Origin of the sequence: Pseudoxanthobacter sp. M-2 (assembly GCF_046156265.1) — a bacterium.
Classification (GTDB): Bacteria; Pseudomonadota; Alphaproteobacteria; order Rhizobiales; family Segnochrobactraceae; genus CAMDHY01.
The window spans coordinates 39,647-55,202 of the sequence record NZ_JAWDIR010000004.1 but is presented as its reverse complement, the minus strand read 5'-3'; the positions used below and the strand labels follow the sequence as shown (position 1 = coordinate 55,202).

15 protein-coding genes are annotated in these 15,556 nt (G+C 65.6%); 6 read left to right on the top strand and 9 right to left on the bottom strand.

The annotated features are described in order from the left end of the window. Positions 1-70 precede the first annotated feature (70 nt). The 3 genes from RUR49_RS02945 to RUR49_RS02935 are packed head-to-tail and all read left to right on the top strand — an operon-like array spanning position 71 to position 1,661. A complete protein-coding gene (locus RUR49_RS02945) occupies positions 71-787 on the top strand; it encodes an SDR family oxidoreductase (RefSeq protein WP_409144793.1) in 717 nt (238 codons plus the stop codon). 11 nt (positions 788-798) lie between these two features. Further along, entirely contained in the window at positions 799-1,287 is a 489-nt protein-coding gene (locus RUR49_RS02940; RefSeq protein ID WP_409144792.1) for a carboxymuconolactone decarboxylase family protein, read from the top strand. Further along, positions 1,284-1,661, top strand: coding sequence for an Atu4866 domain-containing protein (locus RUR49_RS02935; RefSeq protein WP_409144791.1), 378 nt, complete (start codon positions 1,284-1,286; stop codon positions 1,659-1,661). Before RUR49_RS02940 ends, RUR49_RS02935 begins: the two co-directional genes overlap by 4 nt. 117 nt (positions 1,662-1,778) lie before the next feature. On the opposite strand, the gene RUR49_RS02930 is transcribed toward RUR49_RS02935, so the two are convergent. Next, positions 1,779-2,537, bottom strand: a complete 759-nt coding sequence (locus tag RUR49_RS02930; protein WP_409144790.1) for a DedA family protein — start codon at positions 2,535-2,537, stop codon at positions 1,779-1,781. A gap of 797 nt (positions 2,538-3,334) precedes the next feature. Between RUR49_RS02930 and RUR49_RS02925 the strand changes: the two genes are divergently transcribed. Both RUR49_RS02925 and RUR49_RS02920 read left to right on the top strand, forming a co-directional pair. Then, the gene (locus tag RUR49_RS02925; protein WP_193364978.1) at positions 3,335-3,844 is read left to right on the top strand and encodes a hypothetical protein; all 510 of its coding nucleotides are present in this window, start codon (positions 3,335-3,337) and stop codon (positions 3,842-3,844) included. Positions 3,845-3,881: 37 nt separating this feature from the next. After that, positions 3,882-4,655 carry a hypothetical protein gene (locus RUR49_RS02920; protein WP_024924737.1) on the top strand — a complete coding sequence of 258 codons (774 nt, stop codon included), beginning with the start codon at positions 3,882-3,884 and terminating at the stop codon, positions 4,653-4,655. Between the two features lie 16 nt (positions 4,656-4,671). On the opposite strand, the gene RUR49_RS02915 is transcribed toward RUR49_RS02920, so the two are convergent. The 8 genes from RUR49_RS02915 to RUR49_RS02880 all read right to left on the bottom strand — a co-directional run bounded on the left by RUR49_RS02915 (position 4,672) and on the right by RUR49_RS02880 (position 14,697). Then, on the bottom strand, positions 4,672-5,112 hold the full coding sequence (locus tag RUR49_RS02915; RefSeq protein WP_024924736.1) for a DUF6527 family protein: 441 nt from the start codon (positions 5,110-5,112) through the stop codon (positions 4,672-4,674). Beyond that, positions 5,109-6,281, bottom strand: a complete 1,173-nt coding sequence (locus RUR49_RS02910; protein WP_024924735.1) for a ThiF family adenylyltransferase — start codon at positions 6,279-6,281, stop codon at positions 5,109-5,111. Before RUR49_RS02910 ends, RUR49_RS02915 begins: the two co-directional genes overlap by 4 nt. After that, a complete protein-coding gene (locus RUR49_RS02905; RefSeq protein ID WP_024924734.1) occupies positions 6,256-7,002 on the bottom strand; it encodes a multiubiquitin domain-containing protein in 747 nt (248 codons plus the stop codon). Before RUR49_RS02905 ends, RUR49_RS02910 begins: the two co-directional genes overlap by 26 nt. Positions 7,003-7,083: 81 nt before the next feature. After that, positions 7,084-10,485 carry a UvrD-helicase domain-containing protein gene (locus RUR49_RS02900; RefSeq protein WP_024924733.1) on the bottom strand — a complete coding sequence of 1,134 codons (3,402 nt, stop codon included), beginning with the start codon at positions 10,483-10,485 and terminating at the stop codon, positions 7,084-7,086. A 1-nt stretch (position 10,486) separates the two neighbouring features. Then, positions 10,487-11,065 carry a hypothetical protein gene (locus RUR49_RS02895; RefSeq protein ID WP_024924732.1) on the bottom strand — a complete coding sequence of 193 codons (579 nt, stop codon included), beginning with the start codon at positions 11,063-11,065 and terminating at the stop codon, positions 10,487-10,489. After that, entirely contained in the window at positions 11,062-11,892 is an 831-nt protein-coding gene (locus RUR49_RS02890) for a response regulator transcription factor (protein ID WP_024924731.1), read from the bottom strand. Before RUR49_RS02890 ends, RUR49_RS02895 begins: the two co-directional genes overlap by 4 nt. A gap of 244 nt (positions 11,893-12,136) precedes the next feature. Next, positions 12,137-13,084: a ParB N-terminal domain-containing protein gene (locus RUR49_RS02885; RefSeq protein ID WP_024924730.1), complete on the bottom strand. Its 948-nt coding sequence runs from the start codon at positions 13,082-13,084 to the stop codon at positions 12,137-12,139. After that, on the bottom strand, positions 13,081-14,697 hold the full coding sequence (locus tag RUR49_RS02880; RefSeq protein ID WP_152545617.1) for a DUF2130 domain-containing protein: 1,617 nt from the start codon (positions 14,695-14,697) through the stop codon (positions 13,081-13,083). The genes RUR49_RS02885 and RUR49_RS02880 overlap by 4 nt, the downstream gene beginning before the upstream one ends. Before the next feature lie 294 nt (positions 14,698-14,991). Between RUR49_RS02880 and RUR49_RS02875 the strand changes: the two genes are divergently transcribed. Next, positions 14,992-15,546 (top strand): hypothetical protein, encoded by a 555-nt coding sequence (locus RUR49_RS02875; RefSeq protein WP_024924728.1) that lies wholly within the window; start codon positions 14,992-14,994, stop codon positions 15,544-15,546. The last annotated feature ends 10 nt before the right edge of the window (positions 15,547-15,556 follow it).

Sequence of the window (15,556 nt, the reverse complement as noted above, 5' to 3'; positions counted from 1 at the left end):
TCGGCGACTATTCTCGACAATCAGGCAGGCCCATCCTCTTGGCAAGCACCAACCGAGGAAGGACCCCCTCATGACCCTCGACAAGACTGTCCTCATCACGGGCGCCTCCAGCGGCATCGGCGCGGCGATCGCCCGCGAGCTCGGCCGCGCCGGCGCCAGACTGGCGCTGGGCGCCCGCCGCACCGATCGCCTCGAGGCGCTGGCGGCCGAGATCGGCGGCGACGTGCTGGTTCGCCGCCTCGACGTTACCGACCGCGCCGACGTCGCCGCCTTCGCGGATGCGGCCCGCGAGCGGTTCGGCGGCATCGACGTGATCGTCAACAATGCCGGCGTCATGCCGCTCTCGCCGATGGCGTCCCTCAAGGTCGAGGAGTGGGAGCGCATGGTCGACGTCAACATCAAGGGGGTGCTCTACGGCGTCGCCGCCGTGCTCGCGGAGATGACGGCGCGAGGCTCCGGCCACATCGTCAACATCGCCTCGATCGGCGCCCTGCGCGTCGTCCCGACGGCCGCCGTCTACTGCGCCACCAAGTACGCGGTCCGCGCCCTGTCGGAGGGGCTGCGGCAGGAGAACGAGCGCATCCGCGTCACCTGCGTTCACCCGGGCGTGGTCGAAAGCGAGCTCGCCGACACGATCACCGACCCGACCGCCGCGGCCGCCATGAAAAGCTACCGCGCCATCGCGCTCCAGCCGGACGCGATTGCCCGCGCCGTCCGCTACGCGATCGAGCAGCCCGACGATGTCGACGTCAGCGAGATCGTCGTCCGCCCCACCGCCAGCACCTGAGGAGCTCAGCCATGACCCTTCCAAGGCAGTCTTCGCTGCGCACGGCCGCAGCCGTCCTGGCCTTCGCCGCCCTGCCCGCGCCCGCCTTCGCCGAGACGACAGATGAACGGCGCCAGCGCGGCGACGCCGTCGTCCGCTCGCTCAACCACGGCCAGTCCCAGCCCGTGCTCGAGGAGATGCGGCGGGAGTTCCCCTTCCTCGCGGACGCCACCGAGGCCTATGCGCTCGGCGACGTCTGGTCCCGCCCGGGCCTCGACGACCGCACGCGCCAGTTGGCGGCGGTTGCCGCGTTCGCGTCCCTCGGCCTGACGCCGTTCGTCAAGGTCCACGCCGGCTACGCCCTCAATGTCGGCGTGAGCGAGGAGGAGCTGAAGGAGGTCGTCTACATGATCACCGTGCCGGCCGGCTTCCCCCGCGCCATCGCCGCCTCGCAGACCCTCTCCGAGCTCTTCGCCGAACGGCGCGCTGCGGCCATGGGAGACGGGAGGGCGACGCCATGACGGCGCTCCGCAGCCTCGCACTCGCGGTCGCGACAGCCACCGCATTCGCGCTCATCCCACAGTCACAGGCCCAGATGACCACCGACCCCGAAGCATCCGCCGCCGAGCGGCAGGACCACCCCAAGTCCCAACTCCAGCCCCACCCCTATGTCGGCATGTGGGTCACGGCCGACGGCCGCATCCGCCACGAGCTCCTGCCGAACGGCCGCTACGACGAGGCGCGCGGCAGCCGGGAGAGCGCCTACCAGGGGCGCTACGAGGTCACCGGCACGGAGATCTTCTACTGGGACGACACCGGCTTCACCGCCGACGGCGTCTTCGTCGACGCGGACACGCTGCACCACGGGGGCATGATCCTCACCCGGCGCCGCTGACGCGCGCACCCGCGGCCGTCGATCGGCGACCGCGGGACTTGCGCGCGCAGAAACTGCCCATCCGGCGGGCTGGAACGACAGCTCCGACGACAACGCATCCAGCTCGACGACAAAGCGTCACGACGACCGAGGGAAGCGAGGTCCTTGCCTCACCGCGCCGTCCGGATGCTTGGTGATGCGGTCACCTCCGGGGTCTACTTGTGCCGGGCCCTGCCTCTCGCGACCAGGCACGGTAAAATTGGCCCCAGGGTCCGGAAGGGCTGCGCTGCGGCGCTGGAGAAACCGACGCCAGACGAACCAAGCCGCCGCTGTCAAAAGGAGCAGCGTTCCGCCCAACAGCAGCGGATTGTCGCTGGCCGCCATCTCCTCCACGCCGCGCGCGGCGGCGTAGCCGGGCAACAGCATCAGCGGTACCCAGACAACGGCGGAGGCGATGTTGGCGGCCTGGAAATGCCGCTCCCGCATGCGCGCGACGCCCGCCATCAGCGGCGCCACCGCCCGCACCGGGCCGAGGAACCGGCCGAAGAACACGGCGGCCCAGCCCCACCGGCGAAACAGCAGCAGTGCGCGGGCATAGGCGCGCCTCTGGCTGCGCGGCAGCCAGCGGCGCACCACGCGCGGTCCCACCGCGCGGGAGACCCAGAATCCGACGGCGTCACCGGCGATCGCACCCGTAATCGCGGCGATCACGATCGGTCCCGGCTCTAGCGTGCCGGTGCCGAGAAGCGCCCCGATGGCGACGAGCAGAGCGGTCGCCGGCACCAGCAGGCTGATGCCGGGCAGCGATTCCAGGAAGGTGATGATGAAGACCGCCGCCGGGGCCCAGCCCGCGCCGGCGCGGACCCAGCCATCCAGGGTGGCGATGAGCGTGTCCATCACGCGCGGTAGCCCTCGCAAACCCGGGACACCGCGCGCCGATGAGACCGGCGGCGCGTTAGGTGGACGCCTGTATCGATCGGATGCCGAGTAATTGCCGTTGGTCCACTTCCGGCTGACTGAGGCGCGTTGGCGCGCTGACTGCAGGGAGCACGAAACTGGTCAGGAGAAGTTACGAAAACGCGCACAACCCGTCACCACTGTGACCTGCGTACGGTCACTCCCACTCGATTCTCTCAAACCATCGTAACGCGCTGATTTATAAGCGCAAAATCTTTCTTCTGACGGTCAAAACCCGACCGTCGAGCCGTCAAAATTCTTCGCTTTTGATTTCAAAGGAAAATTCGCGCGATTTGGATTTAGCGCGGTTTCATCGTCTATCGACAACGATCGGTCAATTTTTTCGCGCCATCAACCATTCAGGGCACTGCGCGCCGATGCGAGAAAAGACCGTCACCGTTCATAGCACAGGACGTTCGTACTCACCATGCACTCAACGTCTCTCCCCCTTCCGGATCTACTCCCCGGGTCGGGTGACTTGATGCAAAGCGAATGAGCGGATAGGCAAACGCCTCTGGCTGCGGCGATGTGGAAGGACACATGGCCAGCAAAGGTCCGAGATGGTGACGAGAAGGCAGCGGCGTAATGGCTCGGTGCGCTAAGCCCATCCACTAGCCGGTTTCGAGTCCGGTCCGCAGCAAATCGTCGGGATCGGCATCGATGCCGCGACGCTCTATGCCTGTTGTATCAAGCCGCCGCTCTCTACACGATCCTGCAATATTGCGATAAGACCAGCCATGACCAAGAGCATGAAATGGCTGCAGGCGAATGCGCCCGGATTCAATCATCTCGCCAAAGACGAGCAGGCCGCGATTACTGACTTCGCGCTACTCTGGAGCCTGTTCGAGTCGCGGGTCCTCAACACCCAGGGCAATGTCAAGGCGATCTGCGACACGGTCGAGGCTTGGCAGAACGCCGGGATGCTCGACGCTGACGCCTTCGACGCCGAACTCGCCTATTTCCGGCAACGCTATTACGCCGATGGCGCCTTCACCTATCACTTCGACCATCTGCATTTCAGGAATTCCGACCGAGAGGCCTTGGTGCGCGCCGTGATCGACGGCGGCGACAACGACCCATGCAGCCGCGTCACGGCCGTCCTCATCATCGTCTTCCGCTACCGCAACAACCTCTTCCACGGGGTAAAGTGGCAGTACAAGCTGCAAGGCCAGCTCAGCAATTTCAGCACCGCGAACGATGTGCTCATGAAGGTGCTGGAACGGCACGGCGCGCTCGCTGACGGATAAGAGCGCCGACGCACGCCCCCGACGGCCGGAGTTGTCCATGCCTGACACCAACGACGACGCCATCCCGCCAAACCTCGCCAGCCTTCATGCTGGCGAAGAATTCCTGCGCGGCAAGGCGATCGGCCTCGTCGCCGGCGACGGGCGCCTGGGGCTGCACCTGGCCATCACCGAAGCGGCCATGGATCTCGCAGATGTCCTGCGCCAATTCGAAACCGCCGACGAGGACCTCAAGGTCATCCAATTGCTCGGGATGCGCACCTTCAATGCCTTCGGCGCGAGCGTGAAGCTTGCTCTATCGGGCTACGGCCAAAACAGCGCGCTCATCCTGCGTGACGTGTTGGAGACGGTCTTTCTGATCGACTATTTCGCCGGCGACCGGACCCTGATCGAGCGCTGGCGCTTCGCCGACAAAAGGGCCCGCCTAAGGGACTTCGGACCGGTGAAGGTTCGCGAGGCCCTCGACGCCCGCGACGGCTTCACCGACAAAAAGCGCTTCGCGATGTACGAAATGTTCTCCGAGCTCGCCGGCCATCCCACCATGAAGTCTGCCTTCATGATGCGACCGCAGCGCGACGGCGACGCGGTCATCGGTCCGTTCATGGAGACGACGACCTTGGAAGCCGTCGTCTCCGAAATGGGCCGCCTCGCGATCCAGGTTGGCGAACAGCTCAACCTCTTCTTTCCGGCCGACTGGCCGCAGGGCCTTCCGAGCCGGCTCGCCTTCGCCAAGCTCAAGCTGCGCTGGATCGCAACCTTCTACCCGAGCCCCAGCCCCGCAGCACCGAAGTCTGACGAGCCAGGCGGCGCGTGACCGCCGGGCTTGTCGTCTACGATCCGCCGGATATCCGGGCCCAGACACGGCGCCAGAAGCCCGGTTCCTCCCTGGGCGTAGCAGGCTGTTCCGAAGGTTCGACCTTCGGCGACTCCCCGTAGAAGCGCGCTTTGGCGGTGCGATCCCGACGGCGCTCGGCTTCGACCTGCTCGTCGCTCCAAGGGCCGGCTTCGACCACCTTGCCGCGGTCGATCACATAATGTGACCGGCACTTCAGCGTCCAATTGCCGATCGACGGGCGCAGCGAGATGGTCTCGCCGTCGAAGGTCATCTTCCAGTCCGTCGGCGTGAAGGGCGCCACGACCTCCTCGCCGCAACCGCAGCAGCAGCTGTGGGCCGATGTCGCATATTCCATTGAGACATAGAGAATGCCTGGCTCAACGCGCTCCGGGATGTGCTCGACGAAACGATGCTCGAGTCGCTTGTGCCGTATCACCCGAGGTCTCCGTTGATCAGCATGTTGCCGTCAGTCGTGTAGGTGCAGTGATGCTCGCCCTCGAGATCACGGTAGAAGCCGCGGATCTTCTTCCACTTGACGACCGCGAGGACCGCATTCAGGGCGTTGAGGTCCGCGACCTGGATGTTGGAGGCGTAGATGTCCTTGGCGCCGCCGCCGACGAAGGAGATGCGCTGGCGAGCATGATCCCGCTTCTCCGGCGTGCTGGCGGTCACCCGCAGGATACCGCCGAGCGACCCCTCGTCGAGCTCGAGGCCCATGCCGACATCGACGAACGCGGCGCCGATCGCCTCAAGCTTCTCGACGATCAACCGCTTCGCTTCGCCGGCGTCGAGCGACAGGAACGCGAAGGTGACGCCGTCGAGAAGGTGCACGTTGTCGGCTCCGAGCTCGACATCGTGCGCCACGATGTTGCGGTGCATCCGGCTGTAGATGCGCTTCAGATAGTCGACCTTCTTCGGCGCCTCGCGCAGTTCCTCCAGGGTCGGCGCGCCCGGCGCCCGAAAAGCGTTGTGGGTTAGGAACTCGTCGCTGTCGAAGAGCCGAATCTCGCGGACCGGCGTCTTGGCGACGAAGTCCAGGATGTAGCCGCCGGTGCCGCCGCCGCCGATGATGGCGACCCGCTCGTTGACGAGCCGCTCGGTCAGGATGCCGATACCGACACGGTCGGAGGCGGTCTCGACATAGTTGAACACGCTGTCCTCCTCCTCTTCCGGCTCGCGGAAGGTGCGGGGGGTCATGCCGGGCTTCAGCACCGCGGCCGGGCCCGCGATGATGTTCGCGTAGCTCGTCATCTTGTGGTGGTAGTCCGTGTAGCCGCCATCCGGCTTGCTCGAGAAGCTGTGCGTGGCTTTCAGACCGTGGCCGAGGTCGAAGGCCCCGGCCTGATGCGAGATCCCCTGGATAGGCGTCCCATCGGCGCGGCACGGAAAGTCGCCGTCCCAATGGACGACATGGGTGTCGGGCCTGCGCGTCGCATCGCCGGCCAGCGTGAGGCTCGAGATGAGGGTGCCGATGCGCACCTCGCGACGCGCATCGACATAGGGCACCTCCCGCATGACGAGATGCCCGCCCTGCCGCAGGACGAAGTAGCCTTCGTCCCGCAGCCGCTTGAGGTCGGGATTACGACTGAACAGTTCGCGTGACATTGAACACCGTGCCTTTCTTCTTGACGTCGACCGAGCCGCCAGCCCCGAGTTCGCCCGCGTGCGGCGTCGACGCCGCGTGCCGGTAGGTCATCGAGAAGACGACGTTCGGCTCGTGCTGGCCCGGGAAAGCGAGCTGGACGATCTGCTCGAACGTGACCGTGCGGGCGCTCACCGTGCGCGGCCGCGAATTGACGATGATCTCGAACGTCAGCCGCGCGGTGATGAACCGCTCGATGCCGGGCTCGGCCAGATCGATCAGCTCGCCACGCTCGATCAGGCGATCTTCGCCGCCGGGGACCTCGAGGAAAACGCCTTCCCCCTCGCCCGGCTTGGCGAGCCCGTAGAGCACCGTGCCGCTGATGACCGGCTTGCCCCAGCGCAACTCGTCGTCGTTCAAGGTGAGCTTGAAGTCGCGATCCGTCAGGAAGGCGACGAACCGCTCGGCGCCGTGCTCGCGCAGGTCGAAGGGCTCGTTCAGCCGCACGTCCTCGAAGTCGCCCGAGGGCAGGATCGCGAACAGGCTGTAGCCGTCCCGCGGGTCCAGGGCGCCGGCCTCGAGCAACTGACGGCCGAGCGGCACGGGGTCGCTCACCTGACGGGACTGGAAGTTGAGGTCGCCCTGCGCGAGGAGGAAGCGATACCCCTGCGCCGGACGCAGCGCCCGGCCTTCGCGCAGGGCGTCGCCGAGGTCGTCGTATTCAAGAAGCTCTTCGGTGTTCATAAGATTGGGTCCTTAGGTTCTGCCGCGGCGATGCAGCGGCTCTAAGGGTCCAATCGGGGCGAGATCCGCCGACCGGTAAGGTCAGGCGAACTTTTTTCGCAGAGGGCCGTCGGGGGTCTGCCCGCAGATGAAGAAGGCCGGGCAATTCGGGCAGGTGCGCGACGACACCTCTGCCGGAAACCGCCCAGCGCGGATGTCGCCGAGAAACTTGGCGAGCTTGTCCTTGCGCCCCTTCAACTCCCGATCCGACAAGGCCAGCGCATGCGTCTCGCCATCGGAAAGATGAACGAGCTCCGCGACGGCGCCGGGAAAGGCCTGCTGGACCGCCAGCATTAGCGCCGCCGCGCCGACATCCTTGCTCTCGGCCGACCGCCTATGGCCCGTGCGGATACGGCGGACGGTCCGGACCCCGTCCGGCCGCACCAGCACCTCGTCCGGCCGAACGATGATCTCTTCGCCGCCGAAATTGAGGCTGAGCGCGACCGGCGCCTCGGCGACCGCGTCGGCGCGATTGGCCAGGAGGAAGCGCAGCATCGCCAGCGCCAGGTCGCGGAATTCTGCGCGATAGCCATGGTCGCCGAGGCCCTGACCGGCAAGCGCCGCGTCGGTGCGATCCTCCAGGTCCCGCTCGGTTATAGGGCTATCCGACGTGATCACCCCCTCGACCACCACGCGCACCGCCTCGTGAAGGTGCATGAAGGCGGTGGCGGTCCGCCGCCCGCCGACCTGCAAGACATGCGTGTAGAAGAAGCGGCGCGGGCAGGACTCATAAAGGGCTATTTGCGCGGCCCCGAACTGCAGCCGTCCATCGACGATCAACTCGATGCCCTGAGCTTCCGCCGCCATGGGAAGCGGCCGCGCCGGCACGACCGAACGGCGCGTCAAGTTGGTCCCGAGACGGTCGAGGAATGGCGATAGCGGTCGATTGTGGCCGTTGCTCTTCTCGGTCGGCGCATAAAGGACCAGGCGGTCGCGGGCGCGCGACTGCGCCACGTAGAATAGGCACTCCTGCTCCTCGGCCTGGTCCGCGCGGAACGCCTCCAGCGCGCTGCCCTGGGCGCCCGCGATCATGCCGTCGGGCGCCGGACAGGGCGGCGCCGGCGGCGTGCGCGGGATGGTGTCGCTGTTGAGCCCCGGAATATGGACGCCGCCGAACTCCAGGCCCTTTGCGCCGTGGATCGTCATCAGCCGCACGGCGTCGAGATGCTGGGCGGCCGCCGGCAACTGGCGCAGGTCGCGATCGTCGCCGAGACGGACAAGCCTGCGCACCCGATCGAGCACGCGCGTGATCCGCAGTCCGCGGCCGGCCGGCTGGACCCGCAGGAAGTTGAGGAACTGCCAAATCGCGATGCCGCGCGTGCGATCGGCTAGGTCCGCCGACCCGCCAAGGCGCGCGGCGATGCGGGTGCGATCGAGCAGCAGCGTCGCGAGCACGGTCCAGGGCGCAGCCGTTTGGTCGAAACCGCTGAGCGCGGCCGCGAGCTTGGCGAGCGCCTCGCGGCCGGCATCGCTGACGCCGGGGATCGCATCCACCTGCTGGAGCCAGCTGCCCGGGGCGTGGTCGGCCGCCCGCAGATGCTCGAAGATCGCCGCCACGTCCGCAAAGGACATGGTGAAGTCGGGCCAGCAGGCGATGCGCACCAGGCCCATGGCGCGCCGATCGACAAGGACGGAGAGCAAGGCCAGGAGATCCTTGACCTCGGCCCGCTCGAACAGGCTGCCCAGAAACAGCACGGGCACACCAAGCCGCTCGAGGTCCTGCCCGATCGTCGACAGCTTCTCATTACCGGTGCAGAGGACCGCCTGGTCACGATAGGCATAGCCCTCGCCGCGAAGCGCCTCGATCGCGTCGGCCAGGGCCACTTGCTGCTGCTCGGCGCGCTGCACGGTGCGCAGTTCGGGCTTCTGACCATTGCCGTCGCGCTCCGCGTCGAGACCGCTGTCGGCGTCGGCCGCGCGCATCGTGATCGCGAAGCCGGAGAAGCTGGCGACGATCTCCGGTACTGAGCGATAGTTGCGCTTCAAGCGGCCGCGCTTGCCGCCGGGAAAGTCCTCCTTCCCAAACCGGGTCATGTTGAAGGACGACGCACCCCGAAACCGATAGATCGACTGCTTGGCGTCGCCGACCATCCAAAGATTGCGACCGTCTGGCCGCAGCGCGCTCAGCAAGCGCACGCTGCTGCGGTTCACGTCCTGATACTCATCGACCAGGACGTGGTCATATTGCGCCTGCAGCGTTGCGCGGATGGCCGCGTCGGTCTCGAGCAGCTTGACCGGCAGGGCGACAAGGTCCCCGAAGTCGACGCAATGCGCGTTGCGCTTGAGCTGTTCATAGGCGGCGTAGACACGGGCCACCTCGCCGGCGCGTTCGGCGGCCTCGCGTCCATCAGGGTCGCGAGCTTTGGCAAGCATGGCGTCGGCGAGCGCGGCATAGGTTTCGGCGTCGACCACCTCGTCCTTTGCCCGCGACACGGCGGCCAGCATGTCGGCGATGATCTGGGTCGGATCGTAGAGATTGCGGTAATGCGCGAGCCTCAGCCGCGGGAACTCCTCCTCGAGGAGCTCGACCGCCTCGGTCCGATCCATCATCCGCGGGTCTTTCGGCAGCCCGAGTTCGGCATGGAAACGACGGATGATGTCCAGACCGAAGGCGTGGAACGTGCCGATCCACATCGCGGCCGCAGCCTCGGGCCGCTTGCGCGCAATGCGCTCCGCCATCTCGCCCGCCGCCTTGTTCGAGAAGGTGAGCAGCAAGATGCGCCGCGGATCGACACCTTCCTCCAGAAGGCCCTCGACACGCGCGATCAGCGTCTGCGTCTTGCCGGTGCCGGGGCCCGCCTCGAGCAGATAGGCTTCGCCGCGATGCGCTGCGGCCTCGGCCTGCAGGGGATTGAGTGGCCGCTCGACATGCATCGCGGCCGCGACAGGCGGCACCGCTGGCAGGAGCAAAGCGTCGAACAGTTGCTGCGCGACGACCTCGAACGGCGCGCCGAGCTTCGCTGCGATCGCCGAGGCGGAGAGCCCTTGGTCGAGATGGAGCGCTCGCGCGATAGTGCGCGGAAACAGCAGCTCGCGCGCAAACAGGTCCATCTGAACCTCGCGGCGCTGCCGGCGTCCATAATCGACAACCCGATCCATGCCGACCGGCGACGGCTCGGCCGCGCGCGCCGGATCGATCGTCGGCGCCGGCTCGCCATCGAGATCGTCGCCGAGCTCGACATGACCGATCTCGTGCGCCACGAGGAAGGCCTGCTCGAACGCAGAGCCCGCGCTCTCGTGAAGGATCAGATCGTCGGCGGCGACGAAGGTCGCGCGGCCGCCGTTGAGGACGGCCGCGCCGACGGCCGTTGATTCGACATCGAGACCCCGCCGCTTGGCCTCGGCGACGGCAAAGTCATAGGGCGACCATGGATCGGCGCCGGAGGCGACGAGGCGAGCATGAAGCTCGGCGGCGACTTGCCTGGCGAGCTCCACGCCGTCCATCTCAGTCGGTCTCCGCCAACAGTTGGGCGCGCTTCTCGGCCGGGACGCCAGCGTCGATCAGCACTTGCTCGAAGCTGACCTGCTCGCCGGCCGTCGGCTTACTGTCGGCCTTGTAGCTGCGCGCCTCAGCCAGCTGACCCGGCCCCCAAAACGCTTCCAACTGCGCCACGGAGCTTCTCGCCGCCTCGGCGAATCGCTGGAGAAACCGCCGCGGGATGCTCACGAGGGATACCCGCCGTTCGCGTAATGCGGTCACGACCTGTCGAGGCACATCCAGACCTCGGGCCACCGCGCGCCAGTCATCGACCGTCAGCGCCGCAAAAGGGTCGGCGGCCGCCGCCGGAGAAGCCGCGGCGTGTTGCGACCATGCCGTGTCGATCAAGGCCTGGTCGGCACCGGGAAGTGGTGCGGCATCGTCACAGGCTTCGCGACTGAGTTCGCGCGAGAGGTCGATCAGCTCCCCGGCATATTCCGGGTAGAGCCGGAGATAGCGCTCCAAGGTCGACCGACCAGGCTCGCTCTCGACCGCAAACGCGTCGAGCACAGATTCGCGGGAGGGACGTGCGCCAGCGGGACTCACCGCTCATCTCCGTCGGCCATGGCCGTCCGTAGCGCGGCGAAGGCCTTGTCGCGATAGGTTCGAACAGTCTTTTCGGAGCGGCCCAGGGCTTTTGCGATGGTCATGACGTCCGGCTCCTTGGAGTCGATGGGAAAGCCTTGCCTCAGCATGTGAATGATCCTGCTTTGTTCTGTCGGTAGAGCCTCAATCGCCGCATCCAGGCGCAACCGGTAAGCCGGATCGTCGAAATCCGACGCGGCGAACGGGTCGTAGACCCCCGCGGCCACCTCGACCTCCGGCGACAGCTCGCCGCTCTCCTCGTCAAATTCGAGGGGCTGGGAACGGTTCTCGTCGCGCCAGGCCTGCTCCTGCGCGTCGCGACGCAGGCTCGCCAGCGCGCCGTCGAACCGCACCTCGAAATAGTCGACCTTGTCGACATAGGCGGCGCGATCCGCCGAAAGCAGCTCAACGAACCGGCCGAACACCTTGTCGCGTATGATCCCGCGCGTCAGCGACTCCGTCTCGCCGTCGAAGCTTTCCGCCCTGGGCAGACTGCGCAGCACCCGTTTGGTCAGTATCCGATAGACGCGCTCGAACCCCGCCTCACTATTGTCATGGCGGCTCGCGCGGAGGAAATAGACGAGACATTCGCTGGGGATATAGCCTGGGTCGGCGCGCTTCGTGATCGCGGCCCTGGCGATCAACGCGTCACGCGGCAGGACCACCAGTTCGGCGATGAGCGCTTCTATCTTCGGGTCGCGCGCATAGAGCTCTCCGGTGAGACGCCGTTTTCGCAGCGGCGTCACCACCGCCTCGTCCGCACGGTGCGCATCAGCCTCCAGCTTCATGCCAGCACCCTCCCCAGCCTCGCCCGATCGTTCCCATAAGAAGATCGACCTTCGTTTCGTTGTCGGTCAGCATCACCTTCAGTTCCCCCCAGCCGACGCTCTCGCAATCTCGCGACGACCAATATTTCTTCACAACCGACGCTGCCGTAACGCAGGACTTTCCGATAGGTATGTGCTCGCAATGCTACCTGTTCTGAAAACTTCCGCGGCCCAGCTTCTTGAGGTCGCGCCGACAATCTCCAAACTACGAAAGCGCGCCGCGGAGCGATTGCAACAACGCCTCCGCTTCGTCGATCTTCTTCAAGATATCCGCATCCCCTTTGAGTTCCTGCAGGGTCGAGAAAGGGACCTTTTTCATCGCGTCTACCGCAGCTTCGAGATCGCCGGATAGGCCGCCCTTGACTGGCTTCGGCGCGGGCCCAAGGCGCAGCATTGCCGACTCCAAATCTCCCGCATCGCTCAGAAATTGCGAACGCGCGACTGGATCGGGCAAGATTGTGCGGAGCTTCCGAAGGTCTTTCGAATTGGTAATGCGCTTCTGGTTGACCTTCTTGACCACCGCCTCGATAACAGTCGGCGTCAGTAGTTTCTTGCTCACCCCCATCAACTCACGTGACCAGGTGATTGCGGCACTGGGATCACGAAGACTGGTGAATTTTTCTGAGAGCTCGAACACATCGACCAGCTTGTCGAGCTCACGCACTGTGATGCCGAGGATGTTGGCAGCGCTCGACCGGCCCATCATGTCGACCAGGCGATAGGCCACCATTTCCTTTTCCTTGGCGTCCCATTCCTTCCGCTGGCGATGGATATAAATCCAGACCCGAAGCCGGTCCTCCTCGCTCAAGGTTCGGTCGGTAACCTCGATTGGAATCTGCCGATAATCTTCCTTCCCCTGTTCCACCAGAACCTGCGAATTGGTCCACCGGCGGTCGCCGTCGATGATCCGAAACTTTCCCGGTAAGTCAGGGTGGGGCTCGACAAGTAGGGGTTCGAAGAGGCCGCCATTCGCTTCGATCTGCCGTTGCAGCTCTTCATCGATCTTCGGACCCATGCGGGGCTGCTTTTCGTTCGGCACGATGTCGTCGATATCGGCCCTGGTCCGGTATGTGCGCAGGACGGTACGATCGAGCCGACGCTCCTGAAGATTGATGACATTGTTGCGGTCAGGAATGACCTTCGGGTTCGTCATTGAGGGCTCTCCGGCGCGGACGCCGTACCGATGATGGAGTCGATCTGATTGCGCAGTTCAGCCTGCACTTTCATGGCCGCGCGGATGGCAAGGCCCTGCTGCTTCCAGACGTTTTCGTGGGCTTTAACCTCCTTCGTCTGAATATCCAGCAGCGACTCCGCCAGTTCGTCCAACCGCGCGAATGAGTCGGCGCACTGCTGGGAAGTGATAAAGCTGTACAGGGCCGCGGTTTTCTGAGTCCGTTCGGCGTTGCTCATGCGCAGGGTGTGAGATTGAACGAGATGGGCGCGAACGAGCTGGATGAGGGCGACAACCCGCGCCGGGCACGCGATCACGACGCCGTCCTGGATATGCAGCTGCCGGGCGCCGGCCGGGAACTTGCTGGACGACAAGACCGCATGGTCGGCCTGCGCACTTAACTGGTCCGACCGCAGTTTGGTCACGAAATCATTCCGCCACGCGTTGTGGTTCTTCGAATCGTAGATGATCGTGCCGCACTCCTGTCCGTTGTGAATAACGGTGTGCAGGATGTCTGCGCCTTGCTGGCCCTTGGTTACGCGCACGATGCGATCACCATCGAACTCAGCCTTCAGCGCTTCAAACAGATTGATTTCGGCGCCTTCGCCGAGCTCTTCGGCGGTTTTCTTCTCAAGGGCGCGCTGCAGTTCTTCCACCTTGTTGGCCAACTTCTGGCGGTCTTCAAACGTGGCGGACTTCTCGGCGTTGACGGCCGCTACCTTGTCGGCCTCGAGGGCCTCACGCTGTTCTTGCAGCCGCTCATTGAGTTGGGCTTCATGGGATTCTTGGAGGCTTTTCGCCGTCGTCTCCGCAGCGGCCGCCCTGGCTTCGGCGTCAGCTTTGGCCTGTTCGGCGGCGCCAATCTGCAGCTGGGCCGCGGCCTCAGCGGCCGCACTGACTTCAGCACGGACTTCCACTTCGCGTGCGGCCGCTTTTGCCTGGGCGTCCGCCAGGGCTTGTTCGCTGGTCAGTCTGGCCTGCGCCAGTTCGGCCTTCAGTGTCTCGCCGGCATTTTCGGCGATCACTTTCTGAGCCTCCACTTCCGCCAGCCGACTCGCAGCCGCTTCCGTGGCGACGCGCGCCGCCTCTGAGCGGATCGCGTCTTCCTGCGCCGCCGCGTCCGCCTTCACCTTCTCGATCGCGGCGGCGGATTCACGCTGGACCTGTTCGAGTTGGCCCTGAAGCGCGACCTTCGCCGCGTCAGCGTCGGCCTTCTCGGTCGCGGCCTCGACGGTCTTGGCCTGAAGCGCGTCCTGGGCTGCGACACGCGCCGCTTCCGCCGCGTCCACCAGCGCCTTCGACTGGAGCTCAGCAGCCAGGCGGGCCTGTTCTCTGGCCTCGGTGATCTTTTGGTCAGCTTCTAACCGTGCACGCTCGAGCGCCTCGGTCTTCTCGGTGTCGAACTTCTCCTGCAGCCGCGCGGTGATAGTGGCGGACTGCGCCTGCTCACGCGCCTGCAGCCGCTCAGCGACCTCGTCGGCGCGATCGTGTGGGATGGCCTGCTCGCAAACCGGACAGACGTCGTCGACGGGATGAAGGTGGTGAACGGGACTGGAACGCACGGTCGACGCTACTGAGGTCTGCGGATTCGCCATCATGGCCTCCAAATATTTCTAGGACCTATTTTCTCCTAATTGATCCGAGAGTCAACCCTCCACACTCGTCGAGCGGGTCCACAAGCCGGACCAGCAGCCCTATCCTTGGGCGGTTTTCGGCGCAGCATGGGCGCGTCCATGCCGAGCGAGCATGGCTAGCAATCCGCTCGCAGTGACGAGATCTTCGAAGTCCAAATCCCCCCTCCCCGATTCCAGCGTCGGAGCGCGCATTCGCCAGCAGCATTGACAGGCAGTTATAACCGGGCATATTTGCCCGGTAAAGGAGGCCCACTCATGCTGACCTACAGCCCCGAAAAATTCGCATCGCTCTATGCGTCCGATCTCGGTCAGCGCATCTGGGCCTTTCTCACCCGGCCCGAAAGCGTCGCCCGCCTGGAGACCGCCTCGGAGCTGGGCAAGCCCGCGGTCGAGGGCATCGAGGAGCAGCTCCTGGCGGAATTCCGTGAGGACGTGCTGGCCGACCGCGTCAAGCAGATGGTCGGCCACATGGTGCGCCAGATCCTGGAGCAGCGGGACTGGGTACTGGACCAGAGCGACGTGAAGGTGCAGTCGGTGCCCTTCAGCAAGGCCACGCGCTATCGGCGGCCGGACTGGATCACGTTCCACGCCTTCCGCAACAGCAGCGATCCGCGCGATGTCGCGATAACCGACCGCCGGCAGAACGCGCCGTTGCCCGCTGACGTGCGCTGGACCTATTACGCGACCTTCGCCAGCCCGCTGAAGGCGGCCGTGGCCTTCGGCGTCCGCGACATCCGGCAACTCCGGCAGCAGGTGCATGCACACGGCTATCACCGCGTCCGGATCGAACGGATGCTGCGCACCGCCTGAAAGGAGCCGG